The sequence below is a fragment of the Pseudomonas duriflava genome (assembly GCF_007830155.1).
Taxonomy (GTDB): Bacteria; Pseudomonadota; Gammaproteobacteria; order Pseudomonadales; family Pseudomonadaceae; genus Chryseomonas; species Chryseomonas duriflava.
On the sequence record NZ_VLKY01000010.1, the window covers coordinates 138,212 to 159,485 of the forward strand.

At 51.2% G+C, this 21,274-nt stretch carries 21 protein-coding genes; 10 read left to right on the forward strand and 11 right to left on the reverse strand.

Annotated elements, in window-relative coordinates; genetic code table 11:
- The first annotated feature begins 127 nt into the window (after positions 1-127).
- Complete coding sequence (locus IQ22_RS15325; RefSeq protein ID WP_145143531.1) at positions 128-1,165, forward strand: TerC family protein; 1,038 nt, start codon at positions 128-130, stop codon at positions 1,163-1,165.
- Here IQ22_RS15325 and IQ22_RS15330 read toward each other — a convergent pair.
- From IQ22_RS15330 to IQ22_RS15350, 5 genes are read right to left on the reverse strand one after another with little or no spacing between them, the layout of a single operon-like run.
- Positions 1,156-3,396, reverse strand: coding sequence for a hypothetical protein (locus tag IQ22_RS15330; RefSeq protein ID WP_158635440.1), 2,241 nt, complete (start codon positions 3,394-3,396; stop codon positions 1,156-1,158). The two genes, IQ22_RS15325 and IQ22_RS15330, sit on opposite strands and share 10 nt — an antisense overlap.
- Positions 3,300-4,031, reverse strand: coding sequence for a PilW family protein (locus IQ22_RS15335; RefSeq protein ID WP_145143535.1), 732 nt, complete (start codon positions 4,029-4,031; stop codon positions 3,300-3,302). Before IQ22_RS15335 ends, IQ22_RS15330 begins: the two co-directional genes overlap by 97 nt.
- On the reverse strand, positions 4,018-4,368 hold the full coding sequence (locus tag IQ22_RS15340; RefSeq protein WP_145143537.1) for a hypothetical protein: 351 nt from the start codon (positions 4,366-4,368) through the stop codon (positions 4,018-4,020). The genes IQ22_RS15335 and IQ22_RS15340 overlap by 14 nt, the downstream gene beginning before the upstream one ends.
- A 58-nt stretch (positions 4,369-4,426) precedes the next feature.
- Complete coding sequence (locus IQ22_RS15345; protein WP_158635441.1) at positions 4,427-4,921, reverse strand: pilus assembly FimT family protein; 495 nt, start codon at positions 4,919-4,921, stop codon at positions 4,427-4,429.
- Positions 4,915-5,349: a type IV pilin protein gene (locus IQ22_RS15350; protein WP_145143541.1), complete on the reverse strand. Its 435-nt coding sequence runs from the start codon at positions 5,347-5,349 to the stop codon at positions 4,915-4,917. The genes IQ22_RS15345 and IQ22_RS15350 overlap by 7 nt, the downstream gene beginning before the upstream one ends.
- A gap of 694 nt (positions 5,350-6,043) precedes the next feature.
- On the opposite strand from IQ22_RS15350, the gene IQ22_RS15355 reads away from it, so the two are divergent.
- Positions 6,044-7,234 (forward strand): MFS transporter, encoded by a 1,191-nt coding sequence (locus IQ22_RS15355; RefSeq protein WP_145143543.1) that lies wholly within the window; start codon positions 6,044-6,046, stop codon positions 7,232-7,234.
- A gap of 21 nt (positions 7,235-7,255) precedes the next feature.
- Positions 7,256-8,464, forward strand: coding sequence for an MFS transporter (locus IQ22_RS15360; RefSeq protein ID WP_145143545.1), 1,209 nt, complete (start codon positions 7,256-7,258; stop codon positions 8,462-8,464).
- A gap of 21 nt (positions 8,465-8,485) precedes the next feature.
- Here IQ22_RS15360 and cfaB read toward each other — a convergent pair whose 3' ends face one another.
- Positions 8,486-9,670 carry a C17 cyclopropane fatty acid synthase CfaB gene (cfaB, locus tag IQ22_RS15365; protein WP_145143547.1) on the reverse strand — a complete coding sequence of 395 codons (1,185 nt, stop codon included), beginning with the start codon at positions 9,668-9,670 and terminating at the stop codon, positions 8,486-8,488.
- A 338-nt stretch (positions 9,671-10,008) separates the two neighbouring features.
- Positions 10,009-10,335, reverse strand: coding sequence for a hypothetical protein (locus IQ22_RS15370; RefSeq protein WP_145143550.1), 327 nt, complete (start codon positions 10,333-10,335; stop codon positions 10,009-10,011).
- 497 nt (positions 10,336-10,832) lie between these two features.
- Here IQ22_RS15370 and IQ22_RS15375 point away from each other — a divergent pair, with 497 nt between their 5' ends.
- Positions 10,833-11,195 carry a hypothetical protein gene (locus IQ22_RS15375; protein WP_145143552.1) on the forward strand — a complete coding sequence of 121 codons (363 nt, stop codon included), beginning with the start codon at positions 10,833-10,835 and terminating at the stop codon, positions 11,193-11,195.
- A gap of 68 nt (positions 11,196-11,263) precedes the next feature.
- On the opposite strand, the gene IQ22_RS15380 is transcribed toward IQ22_RS15375, so the two are convergent.
- Together IQ22_RS15380 and IQ22_RS15385 are read right to left on the reverse strand one after the other, a co-directional pair.
- Positions 11,264-11,566 (reverse strand): outer membrane protein assembly factor BamE, encoded by a 303-nt coding sequence (locus IQ22_RS15380; protein ID WP_145143554.1) that lies wholly within the window; start codon positions 11,564-11,566, stop codon positions 11,264-11,266.
- A 102-nt stretch (positions 11,567-11,668) separates the two neighbouring features.
- The gene (locus IQ22_RS15385) at positions 11,669-12,016 is read right to left on the reverse strand and encodes a hypothetical protein (protein ID WP_145143556.1); all 348 of its coding nucleotides are present in this window, start codon (positions 12,014-12,016) and stop codon (positions 11,669-11,671) included.
- A gap of 372 nt (positions 12,017-12,388) precedes the next feature.
- Here IQ22_RS15385 and IQ22_RS15390 point away from each other — a divergent pair, with 372 nt between their 5' ends.
- Both IQ22_RS15390 and mqo read left to right on the forward strand, forming a co-directional pair.
- The gene (locus IQ22_RS15390; RefSeq protein WP_145143558.1) at positions 12,389-13,978 is read left to right on the forward strand and encodes an ABC-F family ATPase; all 1,590 of its coding nucleotides are present in this window, start codon (positions 12,389-12,391) and stop codon (positions 13,976-13,978) included.
- Between the two features lie 544 nt (positions 13,979-14,522).
- A complete protein-coding gene (gene mqo, locus IQ22_RS15395) occupies positions 14,523-16,013 on the forward strand; it encodes a malate dehydrogenase (quinone) (RefSeq protein ID WP_145143560.1) in 1,491 nt (496 codons plus the stop codon).
- 95 nt (positions 16,014-16,108) lie between these two features.
- On the opposite strand, the gene IQ22_RS15400 is transcribed toward mqo, so the two are convergent.
- A complete protein-coding gene (locus IQ22_RS15400; RefSeq protein WP_145143562.1) occupies positions 16,109-16,939 on the reverse strand; it encodes an undecaprenyl-diphosphate phosphatase in 831 nt (276 codons plus the stop codon).
- A gap of 203 nt (positions 16,940-17,142) precedes the next feature.
- Here IQ22_RS15400 and pnuC point away from each other — a divergent pair, with 203 nt between their 5' ends.
- The 4 genes from pnuC (at position 17,143) to folE (ending at position 19,474) form a co-directional block, all read left to right on the forward strand.
- Entirely contained in the window at positions 17,143-17,703 is a 561-nt protein-coding gene (gene pnuC / locus IQ22_RS15405) for a nicotinamide riboside transporter PnuC (protein ID WP_145143564.1), read from the forward strand.
- Entirely contained in the window at positions 17,700-18,248 is a 549-nt protein-coding gene (locus IQ22_RS15410) for an AAA family ATPase (protein ID WP_145143566.1), read from the forward strand. Before pnuC ends, IQ22_RS15410 begins: the two co-directional genes overlap by 4 nt.
- Before the next feature lie 26 nt (positions 18,249-18,274).
- A complete protein-coding gene (locus IQ22_RS15415) occupies positions 18,275-18,832 on the forward strand; it encodes a Smr/MutS family protein (protein ID WP_145143569.1) in 558 nt (185 codons plus the stop codon).
- 93 nt (positions 18,833-18,925) lie between these two features.
- Positions 18,926-19,474 (forward strand): GTP cyclohydrolase I FolE, encoded by a 549-nt coding sequence (folE, locus tag IQ22_RS15420; protein WP_145143571.1) that lies wholly within the window; start codon positions 18,926-18,928, stop codon positions 19,472-19,474.
- 40 nt (positions 19,475-19,514) lie between these two features.
- Here folE and IQ22_RS15425 read toward each other — a convergent pair whose 3' ends face one another.
- On the reverse strand, positions 19,515-21,164 hold the full coding sequence (locus IQ22_RS15425; protein WP_244309181.1) for an ABC transporter ATP-binding protein: 1,650 nt from the start codon (positions 21,162-21,164) through the stop codon (positions 19,515-19,517).
- Positions 21,165-21,274 lie beyond the last annotated feature (110 nt).

A 21,274-nucleotide genomic window follows, 5' to 3' on the forward strand; every position in this document is an offset into this window, starting at 1 on the left:
TACCCACAAGATGGTGCGAACTGCTTCGTTACCTTGCAACCCTACCTCAGCGGAGGTGTGACGCCGGGCCCCTCTGACGATCACCCGATCGCCATGTCGGAGTCACGTTGACGACGACAGGACTATCATGCCCGACGTTATCGATATTCTCACAACACCTTTCATGGGCGCTGCCGCTTGGTTATGGGTTAGTTTTCTCGGCATTGTCATTACCTTATTAGTAATTGACTTGGGAGTTCTTCAACGCGAACACCATGAAATAGGCATCAAGGAAAGCCTGATGATGTCGGCCGGCTATATAACGTTCGGTCTTATGTTCGGCGGCTGGATCTGGTACGAATTCGGCGCGACGCGGGCTATGGAATATTACACGGGGTATTTGATTGAACAGTCATTGTCTATGGACAACGTATTCGTCATGGCCTTGATCTTTGGCTACTTCCAGATTCCCCGAAAATATCAACATGAAGTGCTATTTTGGGGAGTACTCGGCGCTATTGTCATGCGCGGCATTATGATTGGCATTGGTGCAGCTCTAGTACAGCGTTTCGACTGGATACTTTATGTGTTCGGGGCGTTCCTGCTGATCTCTGGCTTCAAAATGCTGTTCAGCCACCATGACCAGCAACCAGACCTCGCTCAAAACACGTTTTTGCAGTTCCTGCGTAAACATATACGAGTAACGGATCAACTGCATGGCGACCGCTTCATCATACGCAAGCCACACCCTGGCCATGACAAGCCGATCATCTACGCCACCCCTCTTCTGCTGGCTTTGATCTTGATCGAAATGGCTGACCTTGTATTTGCGATCGATAGCGTCCCGGCCATTTTTTCGATTACACAGGAGCCCTTCATCGTCTATACGTCCAATATCTGCGCCATCCTGGGTCTACGTGCGTTGTATTTCGCCCTGGCAGCCATGATCAGCCGCTTTGCCTATTTGAAATACGCGCTTGCCCTGGTGTTGGTATTCATTGGAGGCAAAATCTTTATGCATGCCTTTATCGCACCTGTTCCTGCACCAGTGTCGCTGGGTGTTACTTTTGGCCTGCTTGTAAGCGGTGTAATGGCATCGCTGATCAAGACACGACAGCCACCAAAACCCAGTGCTACCAAACAGGAAAACACAACGTCATCACAGGCAGAGCGAAACTACAGGTAACGCGTCCAGACGACAGTAACAGTGGGCTCGGGTCGGCCACCATGGTCAAACTCCCCTGTAAAATCCCCGCCTTCAGAGGAGGACGCATCCGAATAACCGGGCGCCTGTTCGGGCGTATAAGTGTCTGGCCAACCTGTCGTGTCAATAGTGGTTGAGCCTGTCATAGACTGCGTACCACCGCCTTGAGACGCGCTTCCTAACGTGCCGTACACTCGGGTATTGCCGGAAGTCACCAGACGGTCACCGGCCATCACACTGCCATACGTATCGTTCGATGACCCTAAAGTAATGGTCCCTCCTGAAAAGGTTGAGCCTACATAACCACCAGCCAGGAATGCTAAATTTCCAGCTGCCGAAGGGACATAAACACTCTGGGTCACGTCACATAGATTCTTAGGATACAGCCCGTTCAAATCGGAGCTGGCTATTAAGCGGTCTTCAGTACGAGGTGTATTGGTACAGATCGGACGATAACCCGCATAATTGACTGCTACCGTTTTGTTGCTGCCTATGGTTGTGATGTTGCCAGTGGCAATCATGCTGTTGTAATACGTACCGTTGCCTGCCTGCAGGTTCCCTTTGAACCAGAGCACGCCTGGAGCGAAACCTTGTCCAGACAAAAGCCACGTGCCTCCAGAATAATTGAGACACGTGTTATACGTTGTAGCCCCATAACAAATCGTACGGCCCGGCTTTACAGGTTCGGTACAAACACCATTGGCATCAACAGCCGTACAGAGAAACGCTCGATACCCACGTGTTGCGTCGCTAGGGTAGTTACCAATCAAGTACACCCCGTTAGCTATACCCTGGACATTCTGCACCGTCACCTGACGCCGCCCCTGAGCGTCAAGCTCAAAGATATAATTGGCAGCGCTACGAAGCGTATAAGCGTCAACCTTACCCGACTGCACAACCGTTTGAGTAACCGGCGTGACCTTGACCGGATCGATAGCTACCTTGTAACCCGCTACTTGCTGCACATTGCGAATACCGTTTGGTACGGGAGACGGTAACGCACCGCCTATCGTACCGCTGGCCACAGTACCTGGATTAGCAGCCAGAGAGCCTTGGCCATCGAGCCGCCCCTGAATAGTGCCTTGAGTCAGGGCTGTATTACCTTGAGTTCTCACAGTCTGAACAGTCCCCCCACTCAGACTCACGTTACCAATGGACACGATCGTCGTCGTGTTATTACTTCCCCCGTAGGCAACGCTTCCATTGGCATTGATGGTTCGGGCCGCATCTGCACTGGTCCAACTCACATTGCCCTGCGTGTTAATCGTCGTAATCGTGCCTCCCGTAACGGAAACATTGCCGATGGCATTGGCTGTACCGATCTGTCGCCCGGCCATGGAAACCGAACCATTTGCCGTCACGGTACCTGCATTGGCGTTACCGCTAAGCACTACATCTTTCATTGATGCAACAGTAATTGCCGAGGCCGAGCCGGCCAGGGTTACAGTGCCATTGCTAGTCAATGAGCCAATCGACGCATTACTCTCCAGAGTAATATCACCCGTTGCCTTGATGCTATCCAGCCCGGTGACATTGCCTGAAAGATTCACTTTACCGTTTACACTAACTGCCGCCTCGCCGGCTCCTTCGAAACTGACCGAGCCGCCCAGGTTGAGATCACCATTAATTTTGACAAGGTCCGGCATGCCAGTTGGACCACTGCTACTGCCCGTACTGCCTGAGCTTGTTCCAGCAGCCGTATCGGCAGGAGACGTCGTCACGTAATCGAGCGGCCTGGCATCGTAGACCGCCTGCACGATAGCTGTTGAGTCCGCTGCGCTACCAGCCAGGTTTACAACGAAGCGGTAGCGCTCCGTGTCCGGACGCGTTTTCGACAATACTTGAACCGTAAGGCCTAATGCCCCCTCAACTTTGAGTTCTCCAGCCGTTAAAGCTTCGAGATCCTGAGTTGTACGGTTGGTCAGGTACTGCCGGACCAATTCGACACCACTCCAAGCCTTGAGCTGAGCCGGCGTCATGGCATGCACCGCCAACTGCCGCTCCTGGGTGCCCTGTACCATGTACATCATGCCCAACGCCGCCACGGTCAATGACAGCCCCGTCAACAAGATGACCATGAGGGAGGCCACACCCCGCTGGTGCAAAGGAATCGTTTTCATGGCGTGAAGTTGGCCAAACAAGTAGTGAAACTGATCGTTGAAGGCTTTGGCTCGCCCGTTGCGTCGGCCTTTACGGGAAAAAGTACCTGCCATGCCGAGACACCCTCATTGGTGCTAAACGGCCAGCAGGTAGCAGGCCTTACCTGAATGAAGGCTCCTTGCTCAGTGGCATCGACCGGATTGATGAGATCGATTGATGTCCAATTGAGCGACTTCCACTGCTCGGCACGGGTACATTTCATTGGCCGCAGCAGAACCAGGGCCGTGCCAGTGAACACCAGACCGCCACAACGGTAATCGTCTGTTAAAGGTTCTGTGGTTGCGGCGCTGGGGTTGTACCCCCAGACAATAGCATTTACCAGCGCGCCCTGAATCGGATCAGCCGTAGCCATATCTACAGGCGTACCCGCTGTTAAACGACGCGTCTCACCGTCACTTGTCGATGGCTCGGATAATACGGCCCCACTTATAACCATGAGGTCCTTACCTACTTGAGACTTAGTAGCTCCCGTCAAAGGCAACCCAAATCCTGCTTGTTGCAGGGCAATCTGTGCAGTTGATAAGCCGGAGGCCTTTTGGCCTTCGCTCGTGGCCAACTCAGCAGATTCCAGCGTTACACTCATCAGCGTACGGTACAACGACAGCATGGCCAGAACCGTAATCAAGGAGATGGTCATGCCAATCAACAAGCTGATGAGATTGAAACCGTGCTGTCTATTTCGTCTCAAGACTACCTACCTCAATCGGCAGGCCAAATACAGCCTCATCCATGGGACGCGTCTGCAGTTTGACGGACTGGGGAATAGGAGTAATTTCGCGCCCGCCCAGTTTGATTCCGGTGCTCATAAGGTCGCTGCACTCTACATTGAGCGGGTATACCGTATCGTCTATAGGCGAACTTATAGATGCCTTACTGTTATTGCTATTTCCCGGACATAACGTAGTCCCGTAGATATGCAATAGATTACGCATTTGCACCACAGCAAAGTTCTGGATGTGCATATCCGTCTGCCCCTGCTGAACCCGGGTAGCAATGTGAATCATGCCGACGCCGATCACCGACATGATCAGGACTCCCACCAGCGCCTCGATCAGCGTATCTCCCCGCTGCGCGCGCCTGGAGCTATATAACATTGATCGGCAGATCATCTTCCCGACCTATCTTCACGACAGGGTTTGCCGTCGAGCATTCCGTATGGGCTTGATCACTTTTTACAGGCAACGCCTGATTATCCAGCGCAAGGCACAGGAAACGCTTGTTGTTGGCAACAATATCAACCTGCTTGGGCAATGTGCCGCTCCAAAGTACCTGGGCATCAGCCGACTGCGCACAATCCAAGGCTTTCTGGCTGTTCTCTGGACGTACCAAAACCAGCGTGGCATCGCTACGACACAGTAATACAGCAGCTTTATCGGTTCCTGCCACTCCAGCCGGGTTACGCAGCGCAACGGCCTTTGCACGTGCAATGCCTTGCTGCATCACACTAGCGGCGTCACGCTGATGAGCGCTATTGACCCACCCCTGCGTCAGGGGTATCCCCGCCATCATTAGAATGCTGAGTACAGCAATCGTGACCATTAACTCGATCAGGGTGAAACCCTTTGCGCGTCTTACCATGACGTAACCCCCGGACATCCTGAAATAGTGCGCTGGTTCTTTTGGGTAAGACTAAGCGTACAGGTACGTAGTTTCGCACTCTTACCTTGCGCTGTAAGAACATAGCCAGTATCGGATGCTTGAGTGATCAGGTAATCAAAGTCAGCCGCCTGCGCTGGCTGCCATTTACCATTGAACAGGTTTTGAGTCGCTTCGGTAGTCGTAGTGGTGGTGGTTGGGTATTTAAGGGTGCGCTGTCGGGCATTTTCCATATTCAGGCCCAATGCAACTAGGTCACCTTGAGCCGTCTTGATCTGGCTACGGCTGACATACGAACTATAAGAAGGAATGGCAATAGCAGCCAGAATTCCAATGATGGCTACTACGATCAGAATTTCGATCAAGGTAAAGCCAGCGGCGTGTCGCGTCTTGATAAAGCGTGTATGCATGTGTCTAGGCCTGAGCGTTAAATGATCAGCCTCCCTGCCTGGACTCCTCTGCTACCCATGTCCTTACAGGCTTTGCTCGTACTACTTTTCTGTCTTCCTTCTCATACAAATGCTATGCCAGCTGCTAAAAAAGTCTCGCTTTTTCTACTCAACCTACCTTCATATCAGCCAAAAATAGCCTATGAAGCAGTATGGCTCGCTTTTGTAATAAAGCTTTATGTATGGAAGAAGAGTTATCAAGAAGGCATAAATTTGACGGGAAGACCACTTCCCGTAGAACAAGCGTCAGAATAACGTCTCAAACGGCCACAAGAAAAACTCGTTAAAATAATTTATTATCCAACATTAATTTAAAGATATAACTATTTGATTTTATTTATAAAAAATTAGTTAATGTAGATTCTAGCTAAGATTTTATTGCGCAGGCATTCTTCTATAGCTTCTCCCCAAGCTACGTGATTCATAAACAAGAGGTGTAGCAGCGCTTTAGAAAGTCACTTGGCTCTCTGGAAAATTGCAACGACTCCAAGCCAAACATGCTTGTTTAACAGATAACCTTCTTACTTCCAGGCGTTATCTGATGTCATATGTATGTCTAGAATAAGTAGCTGATCGATTTGTCACGATATGAACTCTCGACGGCAAGGCCGACCTTATAGATTTCAACCATCCTCAAGGATATTTCATCGTTTCCATGTCTACTGCCATAGACCCGCCACAGCGCCCATTAGCCGTCACTCTTCTGATCGTCTCCATCGTACTGTTCACCTTCCTGGCCTACCTGACTATTGGTATTCCACTGGCAGTATTGCCTACCTATGTTCATGAGCAATTGGGCTTTAGCTCTATCGTGGCGGGACTTGTCATTAGTAGCCAATACCTTGCTACGCTGCTGTCTCGCTCGCATGCAGGCAAGGTCGTTGACACCATTGGTGCCAAACAGGCCGTTCTGTACGGCTTAACTGGCTGCGGAATCAGCGGTGTGTTGATGCTGCTTTCTGTATTGCTACAAAACTGGCCTCAGGCCGGACTCATATGCTTGCTTCTTGGGCGGATTATCCTGGGTTGCTCAGAAAGCCTGGTCGGTACGGGCGCTATCAGCTGGGCAATCGGCCGCGCTGGCGTAATGAATACTGCCAAGGTGATTTCCTGGAACGGTATAGCGAGCTATGGCGCTCTGGCTGTAGGCGCACCTTTGGGGGTCGTCCTGGCGAATACCCTAGGCTTATGGAGCATGGGAGCCAGCGTCATCCTGCTGGCTGCAGTGGGCCTCTACCTCGCCCGTCCCAAACCTGCCACACCTCTAGTGTCCGGTAAACGCATACCCTTCCGTCATGTTCTGGGCCAAGTCATGCCTTATGGCCTTGGGCTGGCCCTTGGCGGCATCGGCTTTGGCACCATCGCTACGTTTATTACCTTGTTTTATGCCAGCCGAGGCTGGAGCAACGCAGCACTTTGCCTGAGTCTTTTTGGCATATTTTTCATTTGTGCACGCTTGTTGTTTGCCCAAACGATCAACCGGTACGGCGGGTTTCGCGTAGCCATAGTCTGCTTTAGCGTGGAGTCGGTCGGCCTGTTGCTCTTGTGGCAAGCTGACTCTACGACCCTGGCCCTGGCTGGTGCTGCCTTGACCGGATTTGGCTTTTCACTTGTTTTTCCGGCTCTGGGTGTCGAGGCCGTTAGACAAGTACCGGATGCCAATCGAGGCGCAGCTCTGGCGGCGTACTCGGTCTTTATCGATCTATCGCTTGGCATCACCGGCCCTTTGATCGGAGCGATTGCGACACGCTTCGGTTACCCTTCAATGTTTTTAAGCGCAACGGCTGCGTCTATAGCAGGTCTCATCCTTAGCATCGCATTACTCAAGCGGAACCCCCTTACTTGAACAGGGAGGCTTGTCATATCCATGAAGGCATCTGAGTCTTTCACTGTCACGCTTCGCATCGCCTCTATCGTGGTGTTCAGCTTTCTTACCTTTCTGGCAATTGGCATTCCGCTGGCCATCTTGCCAGGCTATGTCCACGATACGCTGGGCTTCGGTTCGGTAATGGCCGGTCTTGCCATCAGCATTCAATACATCGCCACGCTGCTAACACGGCCACTGGCCGGCAAGATTGCCGACAGTATTGGTCCTAAGAAAGGTGTAATTGCCGGCCTGTTCGGGTGTGCTGTCTGCGGTCTTCTGACTCTTCTGTCTACACTTGTTCAAGACTATCCAAACCTCAGCTTGACGCTACTACTTGTTGGACGCGTTCTACTGGGTTGCGCACAGGCGCTAATCGGTACTGGCTCGCTCAGCTGGGGCATGGGCAGCGTTGGCATGCAGCATGTCAGTAAAGTCATTTCATGGAATGGCATCGCCGCTTATGGCGCTTTGGCAATCGGCGCTCCACTTGGTGTTGCCTTAGTAAGCACCCTCGGATTATGGAGCATGGGTGTTAGCATCGTTCTGCTCGCGGGGATCGGTTTAGCCCTAGCCTGGAACAAGGAACCCGCACCAGTCATTTCCGGTGAGCGTCTGCCATTCCACCGGGTTTTCTGGCGAATCAGCCCCTACGGGCTGGGGCTCTTACTAAGCTCCGTAGGTTTTGGCGCCATCGCTACCTTTATTACACTCTATTATGCAAGCAACGGATGGAGCGATGCGGCTTACAGCCTGACCGCTTTTGGTGCCGCCTTTATCTGCGCACGCCTCCTGTTTGCCGGCATGATCAATCGCCTTGGCGGCTTTACCGTCGCCATCGCCTGCTTTATTGTCGAAACATTCGGACTTGTCCTGCTATGGCTGGCCGTATCGCCTGGCATGGCGCTGGCTGGTGCCGCTCTGGCTGGCTTCGGTTTATCACTGGTTTACCCTGCGCTGGGTGTTGAAGCCATTACCAAGGTACCTGCCACCAATCGCAGCGCGGCCTTGGGCGCTTATTCACTATGCCTGGACTTATCCCTGGGCATCACCGGCCCGGCGGCCGGTTTAATAGCCAACCTTTACGGTTTTAGTGAAATATTCCTTTGCGCCGCGTTAATGTCTCTACTCGGCCTGTTGCTGTGTATCGGGCTATATAAGAAGGCTAGACAAACTGAGGCAGCCTCAGCCAGGCAAAGCCCAGAAGGTTAACCTTCTGGGCTGCCCCGTTTATTACTTATATAGATAATGACGAGACCATGGCAGATCGTTTTCGCCATTGTCATATGGCTTGACCGACAGGATTTGGTGCAGGTTTACCCAGTTCTGCCGGAAGGCATAAGCGCATCCAGGCAGATATAACCGCCAAATCCGCAACGCCTGCTCGGATACCAGCCCAGCTGCCTTGTCCAGATTGCCTTCCAGCCGCTCACTCCAAAGATCCAACGTTCGCGCATAGTGCATACGCAGGCTTTCTACATCCACTATTTCCAGCCCCGCCTCACTCATTTCGGCAATCGCCAACGATACATGAGGAAGCTCACCGTGAGGAAACACATACCGCTCAATGAACTCACCACCGCCATGCCCTACGGCACGGCCATCAACATGCCGTGCTGTGATGCCATGATTCAGCACGACCCCGCCCGGCCGCACGGCCGCAAACAACGTCTGGAAATACAGCGGAAGGTTGGCATATCCCACATGCTCGAACATACCAACACTAACAACTTTGTCGAAGCGGCCATCCCTGGGAAGATCACGGTAATCCATAAGCTCCATGTGGATTTTGTCGGTTAGGCCTTCCGCTGCATTACGCGCCTGAGCCCACTCAAGCTGGGCACGTGATAGCGTAATTCCAAATACATCTGCTCCAAATTCCCGGGCAGCTACGCGCGCGAGCCCTCCCCAACCGCAGCCTACATCCAGCAACTTGTCGCCTGGCTGTAAGCGCAGTTTGCGGCACAGATGCCTCAGCTTGGCTAACTGGGCCGTGGCGAGGTCCTCTTGGCCTGTTTCGAAATATGCACAGGAGTACACCATCTCAGGGTCTAGCCAGAGCTGATAGAACTCATTGGAAAGATCGTAGTGATAAGAAATTGCAGCTGCGTCTGTGGCCTTGTCATGCGCCTTAAGAGTACTGTTCAAGCCTGACTGCATTTCGTTGAGAGCATCGCTTAATGCCGTTCCGATCCGGATAACATCAGGCATCAGGCCATCGATGTCCATTCGTTGCTCAACATAGGCCTGCCCTAATCTATCCAGCGTTGCACTAGGTAGCTCATTAAACAGTGAAGGGTCTTTGATAGTAAGAGTTACAGCAGGGTTGGGGCTTAAATCAAACACAGCCCCATTGGTAACTTGAATCCTCAACGGGATTGAAAGACTTTTCAAGCGAGCAGGTAATTGCGGCAACATAGCGAAACGCCTCCAGATCAAGTTTTTATAACGTCCAGACTGCTTTCGTTAGTAAGCTAGTAATAGCTCTAGAACTTATTTGTCACAAGTTGTTACTGAAAATAAACCTCTTTTGTAGCCTGCTGCTAGCTAAACATCCGAACTAGATCTCACTAGAAGATGTAACGCAGCTACAGCGTCAGCCAAGCGATAAAAGAGAGACTGCTCTCTAACGTCCATTAAAAGTTTACTATCGTAACGATAAAGCAGAGCGCAAGTCGCTAATGAGACTGGAATAGATTAGTCGTGACGACCTTCCAGGAATGAGCCTATGGCCGGATAAAAAACTTGAGAACAACTCAACGTTGTCGCGTATTGCACATCAGGCATTTGCTATAGAACCCTTCGTCATCGTCATGATGACTTAATAGCCCATTGCAATAAAAGCAGCCATCCTTGAGACGTCCGGCGCGCCAGAGATGCAGCTTATATAGACGAGACAGGAGCCAGCCGCCTCCAATGATCAAGCTCATCATAACGAGCAGGATTCCAACTAGCCTGGTGGCGATTGCCAAATCCAGCAACACAGTCTTCTCGGCCTTGGATGCCCACCCTAAGAGAAACCATGCGCTTCCCTGACCAACAATGAACAAAACCAAGGGCATGGCAAATAAGCGGAACAACATGGCTTTACTACACCAATACGAAAAGCACGTTCAGAGAAGAAATCGAACAATTATGCTCAGGAGACGGGCAGTTAAAACTCGATAGCCCTCTCGCTAAAACAGTAAATACGTCACAAAACAGTGTATCACTACTGCTCGACTCGGAAATAGTAAAGACCAGTCCCAACGCCAGGATCAGCTCTAAAAATCTTATCGCCTTTCCACGATGGCCCACTTACTAACCTATCGGCAACTAGTCGGCAAACATGAGCAGTAAAAACTGCCAAGGCCAGAAAAACTAAAAAAATAACAATATTTACAATAGGTTATGTTACCTATCTAATGCAAAATATAGGATCTTTAAAGACATAAGCCATGAAGCCTTAATGAATGCCTTTAGTAAAATTGCTCTAAGTCTTAAGTACTGTGCTATAGCTTTTTATAAGGGCAAACTCGACCCGAGTAGAGAATGTTTTTGCTAAAAATTACTCAGACGAACGGCAGACAGGGAGTTGAACTTGACTAGGCGAAGCCTGGTCTATGCGCCACTCTCTACACGGAAGGTAGACTTAATGGCGCTTCATCGTCATAGCAGGGCCAAAGTGCTTATTAGTCAAGGACTAGCTCCTCTCGAATGCACTTTTACTTCACGTACACTGGATGGCTCCATTCGTTTCGTGGTATTCGACAAGCGCGGTCGAAAGGTTTATGAATCAGATGCCATTCAACCTGCTGTCTACGGTAACAACCGCGCTTTGCATCACTTCGTCTCAGAAACTCGTGAATCTATAAAGGCGCTGGGGTATGAACTGGGAGCTTGGAAAAATCAGCTTTCACTTGAGCTTATCGGTAGCTGGACGTCGACCGACCGTCACTTTTGAAGGAATTGGCAAGAACGATACGTTACAGCGTTTATCCTACTCCGGCTTGAAGTTAGTCAATCTAGAGTTTAGTTCTGGCTCTTGAAGGAAAAGTTTTTAACCGTGTCGTCAGGAGCCAATATCACAGTTAATACTTTGGCCTGCTCTTTTTTACCTAAAAGACCTGAATTGAAATAAGACCACGTAAGCACTTCATAACCACTGGACTTATGCGTTTTCGATTGCGGCTTGCCCAGCATTGAGATCAACTCGGTTTTGGTGGTATTCCCTTTATCGATCTGATCGATCTGTTCTTGCGTAATGTTACGCCCCCCCATCACACATCCCGATAAGGTTAAGACAACCAAAATAGCCGGTAGAAAAGTACGCATGGTTCCGTCCCGCCAACAATGAATCTAATTATTAGTATGCATATCGATTAGATCGTGACCGTCCAGGTAACGATCTCAACTATTTACCATACAAATTAGCAGCTAGCTAATACAGTCCTTTACAGCTGTACGAATATCACGCGGCCTGAGCGGATTATTTGCCATACGCTCGTGCAGGACGATATTGCTACCTCGAGAGGTTTCCTTAACATAAATAATGGCTGCTGCTGCCGTGGACACTTTTTGCGGCACGATAATACGTTGATACTCAGCGCTACCTTCAACCCTAGAAGGCCGCCTCGTTTCAGAAAGAAGAGGCAGAAGGCATGCTGTATAATCCTTGACCGATTTTCCTGAGGTTACATCCATCGAGGCAGGTCGTGACTCGATAGTTGAAACATCAGCACACCCTGCTAACAAAAGCCCTGCTCCCCACGCAACCCACTTCATACCTGTCTCCTATTAAATATGGCCGCGGAGGCTATCAGCCGGAGCAAAGCGGATCAAACCAAAATGGGCAGCTCCACGTTTATCAACGGACCTTACATACAACTGCTTCCATCATATTTTTCAGTTCTCCCTGCTCAGACTAAGTTAAGATCAAGTATCGCCTGCCATACCCCTGTCGCTGTTCCTATGCAACAATAGGCTTCATGTCGGGAATGAACCCCGCTTTATCACCGGTCAGCTCGGGCATAGCATTAAAATGCTGCTATCGACCTACGCATGCCGGACCTCTTCACAATCAGACTGGTACACATTGGCTCACATTTGGCCCCGCTTCTTTTCCAGCCAGCCTGAACACCGCTACAGGTAAGACCCTTGATCTCCACCGCAAATATCACTATGCAATTTGGGGCCAAGCCCCTATTCGAGAATGTTTCCGTCAAATTTGGTAATGGCAACCGGTACGGCCTTATTGGTGCTAACGGTTGCGGCAAATCTACCTTCATGAAAATTTTAGGTGGAGATCTTGAGCCTTCTGCCGGGCAGGTCATGCTCGAGCCTAATACACGCCTCGGCAAGTTGCGCCAAGATCAGTTCGCCTACGAGGATCATACTGTCATCGATACGGTAATCATGGGACATACCGAACTCTGGCAGGTCAAGGCAGAACGCGACCGGATTTATTCACTACCCGAGATGAGTGAAGAAGACGGCATGGCTGTGGCCGAGCTGGAAGTACAGTTTGCCGAAATGGATGGCTATACCGCTGAGTCTCGCGCCGGCGAGCTATTGTTGGGTCTAGGAATCCCACTGGAACAGCATTTTGGTCTCATGAGCGCGGTTTCTCCAGGCTGGAAACTGCGTGTTCTACTAGCGCAAGCCCTCTTCTCGGATCCAGAGGTACTGCTGCTAGACGAACCAACTAACCACCTGGATATCAATACGATTCGCTGGTTGGAAGGGGTCCTGACTGCGCGTAACAGTACGATGATTATCATCTCGCATGATCGTCATTTCCTGAACAGTGTATGTACTCATATGGCGGACCTGGATTATGGCGAACTACGCTTGTTCCCAGGCAATTACGATGAATACATGACGGCGGCAACGCAGGCCCGCGAACGCCTATTGTCGGATAATGCTAAGAAGAAGGCTCAGATTGCCGAACTCCAATCATTCGTCAGCCGCTTCTCGGCCAATGCCTCAAAAGCGAAGCAGGCAACCAGCCGCGCACGGCAGATCGATAAGATCCAGCTGGAGGAAGTCAAGCCATCCAGTCGTGTCAGTCCTTTCATCCGTTTCGAACAAACTAAAAAACTGCATCGCCAGGCCGTCACGGTAGATAACCTTACCAAGGGCTACGATGGCAAGCCGCTATTCAATCGTTTGAGCATGCAGGTCGAAGCTGGTGAGCGCGTCGCGATCATCGGACCGAACGGCATCGGTAAAACTACGCTCTTGCGTTGTCTGGTAGGCGACATAGGAATAGATTCGGGTGAAGTGAAATGGACCGATAGCGCAGACGTTGGTTATTTTGCCCAGGATCATGCAGAAGATTTTGCCGATGACATGAATCTTTTTGACTGGATGAGTCAATGGACGCAAGGTGGTGAGCAACTGGTACGAGGCACTCTGGGCCGAATGCTGTTCTCTAATGACGATATTCAGAAATCCGTCAAAGTAATATCCGGTGGCGAGCAAGGCCGAATGCTGTTCGGCAAGCTGATCCTTAAAAAGCCCAATGTGCTGATTATGGACGAGCCAACTAACCACTTGGACATGGAATCGATCGAGGCACTTAACCTAGCGTTGGAAAACTATCCTGGTACGCTGATTTTCGTCAGCCACGATCGGGAATTTGTTTCATCGTTGGCAACTCGCATTATCGAGTTGACCGAAAATGGTGTAACCGATTTCAGTGGCACCTACGACGATTATCTGCGTAGCCAAGGTGTTTTGATCTAACAAAAATGTAGTCCTCCATTACAAGCACTACAAAGGCGGTGTGTTTAATAAAAAACACACCGCTTCTGGGTTTTATCCTGGGCTTACCGCTTGTATCATCCGCCATGCTTTTCCTATTCGCTCATGGAGCGGATTAACCCAAGCATGTTTGGCCATTCCGGCGCTGAAAAGAAAAATGCCTCTGCCCTTATCGCTTAATCGCTCGCATGGCTCAGCATGCGATACATTTGCCAGGTAGCCATGATGACGATGGCCACTAGTTGCAGCGATTTTTCCCGTTTTGGCGTGAACCATCGTCTTTTGTTTTCAATCGAAGCTGCCAGATGGATAATTAGCAGGCTCATTATCCTGCTGAATGCACGAGTTCTCCTGCCAATTGCCAGGGCCTCGCTACCGGTTAAGCCTGCCTCGCCTTGCCCTTTCGAGACTAGGCAATCGCCTACCTCAATCAGCCAGGACAACGGGCTCCATGATTCGAGCACAAGCCACAATAGGCTTGGCTTTTACACTTCAAGAATGACATTGTGCTTCAGGAGTACCATCGATGACCCAACGTGGTAGCGGAGAGTCGGATCTCGTTTTTGTGGGAGCCGGCATCATGAGTGCAACGCTTGCCGTTATGCTCAAGGAACTCGACCCCACGCTCGACGTGGAAGTGCTTGAGTTGCTTGGCACTGGCGCCGCCGAGAGCTCGAATCCTTGGAACAATGCCGGCACAGGTCACGCAGCTCTTTGCGAACTCAACTACACCCCTGAGGCCAAAGACGGTACGGTCAATATTGCCAAAGCCATCGATATCAATATGATGTTCGAGACGTCCAAGCAATTTTGGACTTATCTTGTCGAACAGGGCCATTTCGATTCGCCCAGAAGCTTTATCAATCCTATTCCGCATCTCAGCTTTGTCCGTGGTGACAAGGACATTGCCTTCCTGCGCAAGCGTTTCGAAGCCTTGACGACCAGTCCGCTTTTTGAAGGCATGGAATACACCGAAGACCGCGCCAAGCTCGAAGAGTGGATGCCGCTCATGATGAAGGACCGGCCCGCTAACGAAAAAATCGCGGCAACTCGTACTGAAAGCGGTACGGACGTTAACTTCGGCGCGCTGACAGTTAACCTTCTCCACCACTTGACCCAGCAACCAGGCACCCGGATCGTCTACAACCAAAAGGTTACAGATTTGCATCGTGAGCCGGACAAGCGTTGGAGACTCACCATAGAGAACACGCAAACCGGTGAGACACGTACCCTCCGCGCCCGCTTCGTGTTTCTTGGCGCAGGCGGCGGCGCACTGCCTCTTTTACAGAAATCCGATATCCCAGAAAGTCATGGCTATGGCGGTTTTCCGGTTAGCGGCCAATGGCTGCGCTGCGATAACCCTGAGATCGTTAGTCAGCATCAGGCCAAGGTCTATGGCAAGGCCAGCGTAGGGTCACCGCCTATGTCGGTTCCTCACTTGGACACAAGAGTCGTCGACGGTAAGAAATCACTACTGTTTGGTCCATTTGCGGGTTTCACGACCAAGTTCCTAAAGCAAGGCTCTTTCCTTGATCTACCCAAATCGATAAAAGGTAACAACATTGGGCCTATGCTGGCCGTTGCCCGAGATAATATGCCACTGACGAAGTACTTGATCGGCCAGGTCATACAGTCGTTTGATCAGCGTCTCGATGAACTACGCGGTTTTTATCCTGGTGCTCGCAAAGAAGATTGGCGCCTGGAGATAGCTGGGCAACGCGTTCAGATCATCAAAAAAGATCCGAAAACAGGCGGCACCCTACAATTCGGTACCGAAATCGTCTCAGCAGCTGACGGCTCGATTGCAGCCCTGCTCGGCGCCTCTCCTGGTGCATCGACATCGGTGTCGATCATGCTCACGCTGATCCAGCGCTGTTTCCCTGAGCAGTATCAGTCTGAAGCATGGCAGGCTCACTTGAGGAAAATGTTCCCAGCCCTGGGTGGCTCGCTGGACAAGGATACGGAGCTTCTGCACCGTGTCCGTTCCCATAACAATGAAGTTCTTCAACTGAAGTAAAAGAGAAATAATGAAAAAGGGGAGCGGCTAACCGCTCCCCTTTTTATGTGCCGTTAGAAGGCCACACCTACCGCTATTAAACCTGTATTGCTGACTCAAGCAACTACAGAGGTCCAATCCACCCAACCAAACCACCAGGTTGCCAGGATCAAGAGGCCAAAGACGATCCGGTACCAGGCAAATACAGCATAGCTATGGTTGCCAATGAACTTGAGCAATCCCCGCACCGCAATCATGGCGAAAATAAACGACGTTACGAAGCCAATGGCAAATACCGGAAGATCACTGGGTTGGAATAGCTCGCGGTACTTATAGCCGGAATAAAATGCCGCCCCTACCATCGTAGGCATAGCCAGGAAAAAAGAGAACTCCGTGGCTGCCTTACGCGATAGGCCAAATAGCAATCCACCAATAATCGTCGAACCCGAACGGGAGGTTCCTGGAATCATGGCCAAGCACTGGACACAACCGATTTTGAGGGCGTCTACCCAACTCATGTTATCGACCTGCTCTACACGGATCGAATGCTGACGGCGCTCAGCCCATAACATGATGACACCGCCGATAACCAGAGCGGCCGCAACGGTAATCGGGTTGAACAGGTACTCATGGATGAGATCCGCAAATGCAACGCCCAGAATTACTGCAGGAAAGAACGCCACGAGTAAGTTAATTGTGAAGCGCTGCGCCGGACGCTGCGTCGGCAAGCCCACTATGACATCGATAATTTTACGGCGAAACTCCCAAACCACCGCCAGAATGGCACCAAGTTGAATAATAATATTGAAAGCCATGGCCCGGTCGCCACCAAACCCCAATAAATCCGCCACGATGATCTGGTGACCGGTACTCGATATTGGCAGAAATTCAGTCAGCCCTTCGACAATACCCAAGATCAACGCCTGAATGGCGCTCCATACATCCATCCGTTCCTCCATAAGCTGCCTCAAGGCAGCGATTACATACCAGCTCAGGTACAAACACGGCTGACTAAAAAAGGCACAACAAAGCGTGCGAACCTTACCAGAGGCTTTACTGCATAAGGTGCTAAGCCCAATAAATAAACGAGGTATTACACTCAACAGCGTAAGATAAAGTTCCTATGCAATATTTTTCCAGGGTGCTTAGGGTGTCTTCTTTTGAAATAGTTGCAGCCTTATTAGGCGTAATCGCGGTCTGGCTCACGGTTCGGCAAAATGTATGGTGCTGGCCTATCGGGCTGATCATGGTAGTGATGTATAGCTGGGTGTTCTATGAAGCCAAGCTCTATTCGGACATGCTACTGCAAGGGGTATATGCGGTACTGCAAGGATATGGTTGGTGGCAATGGATTCGAGGAGGAGCGGATCATCGGGGACGCTCTGTAAGCACCTTGCAACCGATACCTCTGCTAACAGGTCTACTGGCTGGGGTCGCAGGTAGTCTATTGCTCGGTTATGTCATGGCAACCTATACCGATGCGAGCCAACCCTGGCTAGATGCCTCGCTAACTGCCTTCAGCCTAGTAGCGCAGCTCTGGATGGCACAAAAGCGAGTCGAGTGCTGGCCTTTGTGGCTGGTAGTTGATGTCTTGTATGTTGGACTGTTCGTCTATAAATCACTATTTCTCACCGCCCTGCTGTATGCACTTTTCGTCGGACTTGCCGCACGCGGCTGGTACGCTTGGCGCCGTGAGGTAGTATCGTCATGAAAGTTATCGTATTGACCGGCCCTGAATCCACAGGCAAGACATGGCTAGCGCAAACACTTGGGCGAAGACTCGGCGGGTTGGTTGTGAGCGAATACGTGCGCGAATATGTTGCTGCGATTGGCCGCGATACGACTTATTCCGACGTCGAGCCAATAGCACGATGCCAACTTGAGCGGGAAGACCATGCTCGTGCACTGCTGCCTGAACTGCTAGTTCTTGATACTCACCTGCTCAGCAATCGTATCTGGAGTCAGATACTATTCCAGCATAGCCCCGACTGGCTGGAGGAGGCCTTGCTAAGCCGACAATATGACCTGCATTTATTGCTTGATCCGCGCGAAGTACCCTGGGCGGCAGATGGGCAACGCTGTCAGCCAGGCCTACGTGACCGGCTTAATTTTTATCAAGCCTGTCAGGAATGGTTAGAACGCCACGACCAGCCCTTCGTCAGTATTGGAGGAAGCTGGGTCAATCGCGAGCGGCTAGTGCTTCAGCACGCTAACGCACTACTTGAAGACCGGGACGCCTCAACGCTCATCCAGTAAACTACCGAGGTGCTACGGGAGGCCTCATGTCGGAAGACGATTTTTCATCCTTTGCCAACGAAATGCGCGGTGTACAACGACTGGTGCATGACCGTGCTGATACTGGCAAACCACGTACGGACCGCCGTCAGATCGCCGAACGGCGTGCAGCCGCGCAAGTTTCGAACCAGACTACCACGGTAGATGGTTTGTCCGATCAGTTCATCATTGATGTCGGTGCTGAAGATGAACTCTACTGGGCTCGTAATGGCGTCCAGGATACACAGATACGTAAGCTCAAGGCGGGCCAGGTTCCCTTTGACGGTAGCCTGGACCTCCACGGCATGACAGTTGAAAAAGCCCGGATAACCTTGTGGGACTTTCTGGCTGAAGCTACACGCTTCGAAATCCGCTGTGTACGTATTACGCATGGCAAAGCGGCTCGCCTGGATGGTCGGCGCCCTTTGATCAAAAGTCACGTCAACACCTGGCTGCGTCAACACCCGCAAGTGCTTGGTTTTGTTTCATGCCAGCCTCGTCATGGCGGCACAGGTGCTGTGTATGTATTACTCAAGCGCACCATGTTGGAAGGGCGGGACGAATAACCTACCTTTTCGCTCAAAATTGATTTTAATCGCCGCAGCCCCTACTCTGCTTACCCCGCATTGCTGCGGTGCCGCACACCCATAGGAAAGACCATGTCACTGGAACAACACTATTCCGCCATCCTGTCACAACTGGGCGAGGATGTTTCCCGCGAAGGCTTGCTAGATACCCCCAAGCGCGCAGCCAAGGCCATGCAGTACCTTTGTCGGGGATATAACCAGACGCTGGAAGAAGTCGTCGGGGATGCCCTGTTTACGTCGGATAACAGCGAGATGGTGCTGGTCAAGAACATTGAACTCTATTCGTTATGCGAGCATCACATGCTGCCTTTCATTGGCAAGGCACACGTAGCGTATATGCCTAGCGGAAAGGTCCTGGGCTTGTCCAAGGTAGCGCGCATCGTAGATATGTATGCTCGTCGCTTACAGATCCAGGAAAACATGACACGTGAAATCGCCGAGGCCATTCAAAAGGTGACTCAGGCAGCTGGAGTAGCGGTCGTGATTGAGGCTCAGCATATGTGCATGATGATGCGCGGCGTGGAAAAACAGAACTCGTCTATGGTTACTTCCGTCATGCTTGGCCAGTTCCGCAGCAACGATGCAACCCGAGCTGAGTTTATGGGCCTGATTAATCGCTAAACTTACCTGCCCTAACGGGACCGCTATTCAGTTGGTCCCGTCACCCCACATTACGCTGAGGCAGTGTTTCATTCTCTTCAAGCGCTGTAGCCTGAATATTCCACAGCGACTCGAAAAGACCGCCACTGCGACGCAATGCTGCGGGCGGGCCATCTTCTACGATACGGCCCTTGTCCATCACGATAACTCGGTCAAAGTTAGCTACGGTCGAGAGACGGTGCGCAACGGCCAATACGGTTCGGCCACGAACCAGCTCTGTCAGGGCTAACTGAATCTCCTTTTCGGAATGTGTATCCAAAGCCGAAGTTGCCTCATCCAGAATGAGGATAGGCGAACCCTTTAGAAAGGCACGGGCAATGCCCAAGCGTTGCCGCTGCCCACCGGAAAGACAAGCGCCCCGCTCTCCAACCATCGTGTTGTAGCCTTCGGGGAGATGCTGGATAAAATGGTCACAGTAAGCGTGACAGGCCGCCTGATAGACTTCCTCATCCGTGGCGCCAGGCTTACCGTAACGGATATTTTCCCGAATAGTACGGTTGAACAGCGCTATTTCTTGCGGAACTACGGCTATAGCTGCTCTTAAACTATCCTGACTCACTTCATTGATAGGCTGTCCATCAATAAGAATTCGACCACCATCAACGTCATCCAGACGTTGCAAGAGATTGATCAGAGTCGATTTGCCAGCACCTGACGTACCAACAATGCCGACTTTTTGCCCTGCCGGAATATGCAAGGTCAGCTGGTCAATTACCTTTTGCCCGTTTGGATAGCTGAAAGTGATATTTTCAAAATCGATAGCGCCAGCCTGAGCCTTTAGCGTGCCAGCTCCTTCCAAATCCTTGATTTCATGCGGCTTGGCAATGATTTTGAGCGTATCAGCCACAATACCAAACTGCTGGGCAGTATCCACCAAAGCCAAGGCCAGGTCGCGCGAGCCATGAAGAATGCGGAAGGTCAAGGCACTTACTACCACTACATCTCCAGGGGTTACGCTGCCTTGGCGCCAGAGCAGGATAGCCCAGATCAACATGGAGCCGGCCATCAGGGTCAGACAGGCGTCATGAAGAATTCTAGCCTTTTCCACATACATCCAGCTGCGACGCTGAGCCCTAGCCTCTACACCTAACTCACGGGCCAGACGATCACGCTCTCTTTCACGGGCTGAAAAGGCCTTGATTGTCCAAACGTTGGAAACCATATCAACCACTTCGCCGCCCACTCGGGATGCCTGCTCGGCAAAGGCCTGATGGCGGTAACGACCACGAATGCCAAACCCTGTGATTACGAGCGCCACAAGGAGAACAAATGCCACTAGTACCAATGCCATTCGCCATTGAATAGTTAGCAACACGACAACAGCACCAAGAAAATCCGTACAAGGCGGGATGATACGCCACGTCAGAGCAGTAAAAATATTGGCCACTGCCGTGCCGGTTTGGTTAATGCGATTACCAAGCGCTCCCGAAAAATGCTCTTTGAAATACCGCATGGGGTGACCGGTCAGGTGTTCGAACAGATCAATACGCAGATCGACACCGGTCTTGACGATAGTGCGGCACCCCAGCCAGCCCCCGGTACGCCATAGCACATTTTCCATAGCAATGAGGCCGATGAAAAAACCGAACGGCACCCATACATTTGCAGCCAAGCGGTCCTGACTTGCCATCGCATCAACCAGCAGCTTCATAGCATATTGGACTGCTACGGCACAGGCGGCCCCGCCTATCATCAAGGTAAACAAACCGCCAAAAGCAATACGTCTTCGACAGACGTATTGCCAGAGGAATGCGCTGGGTC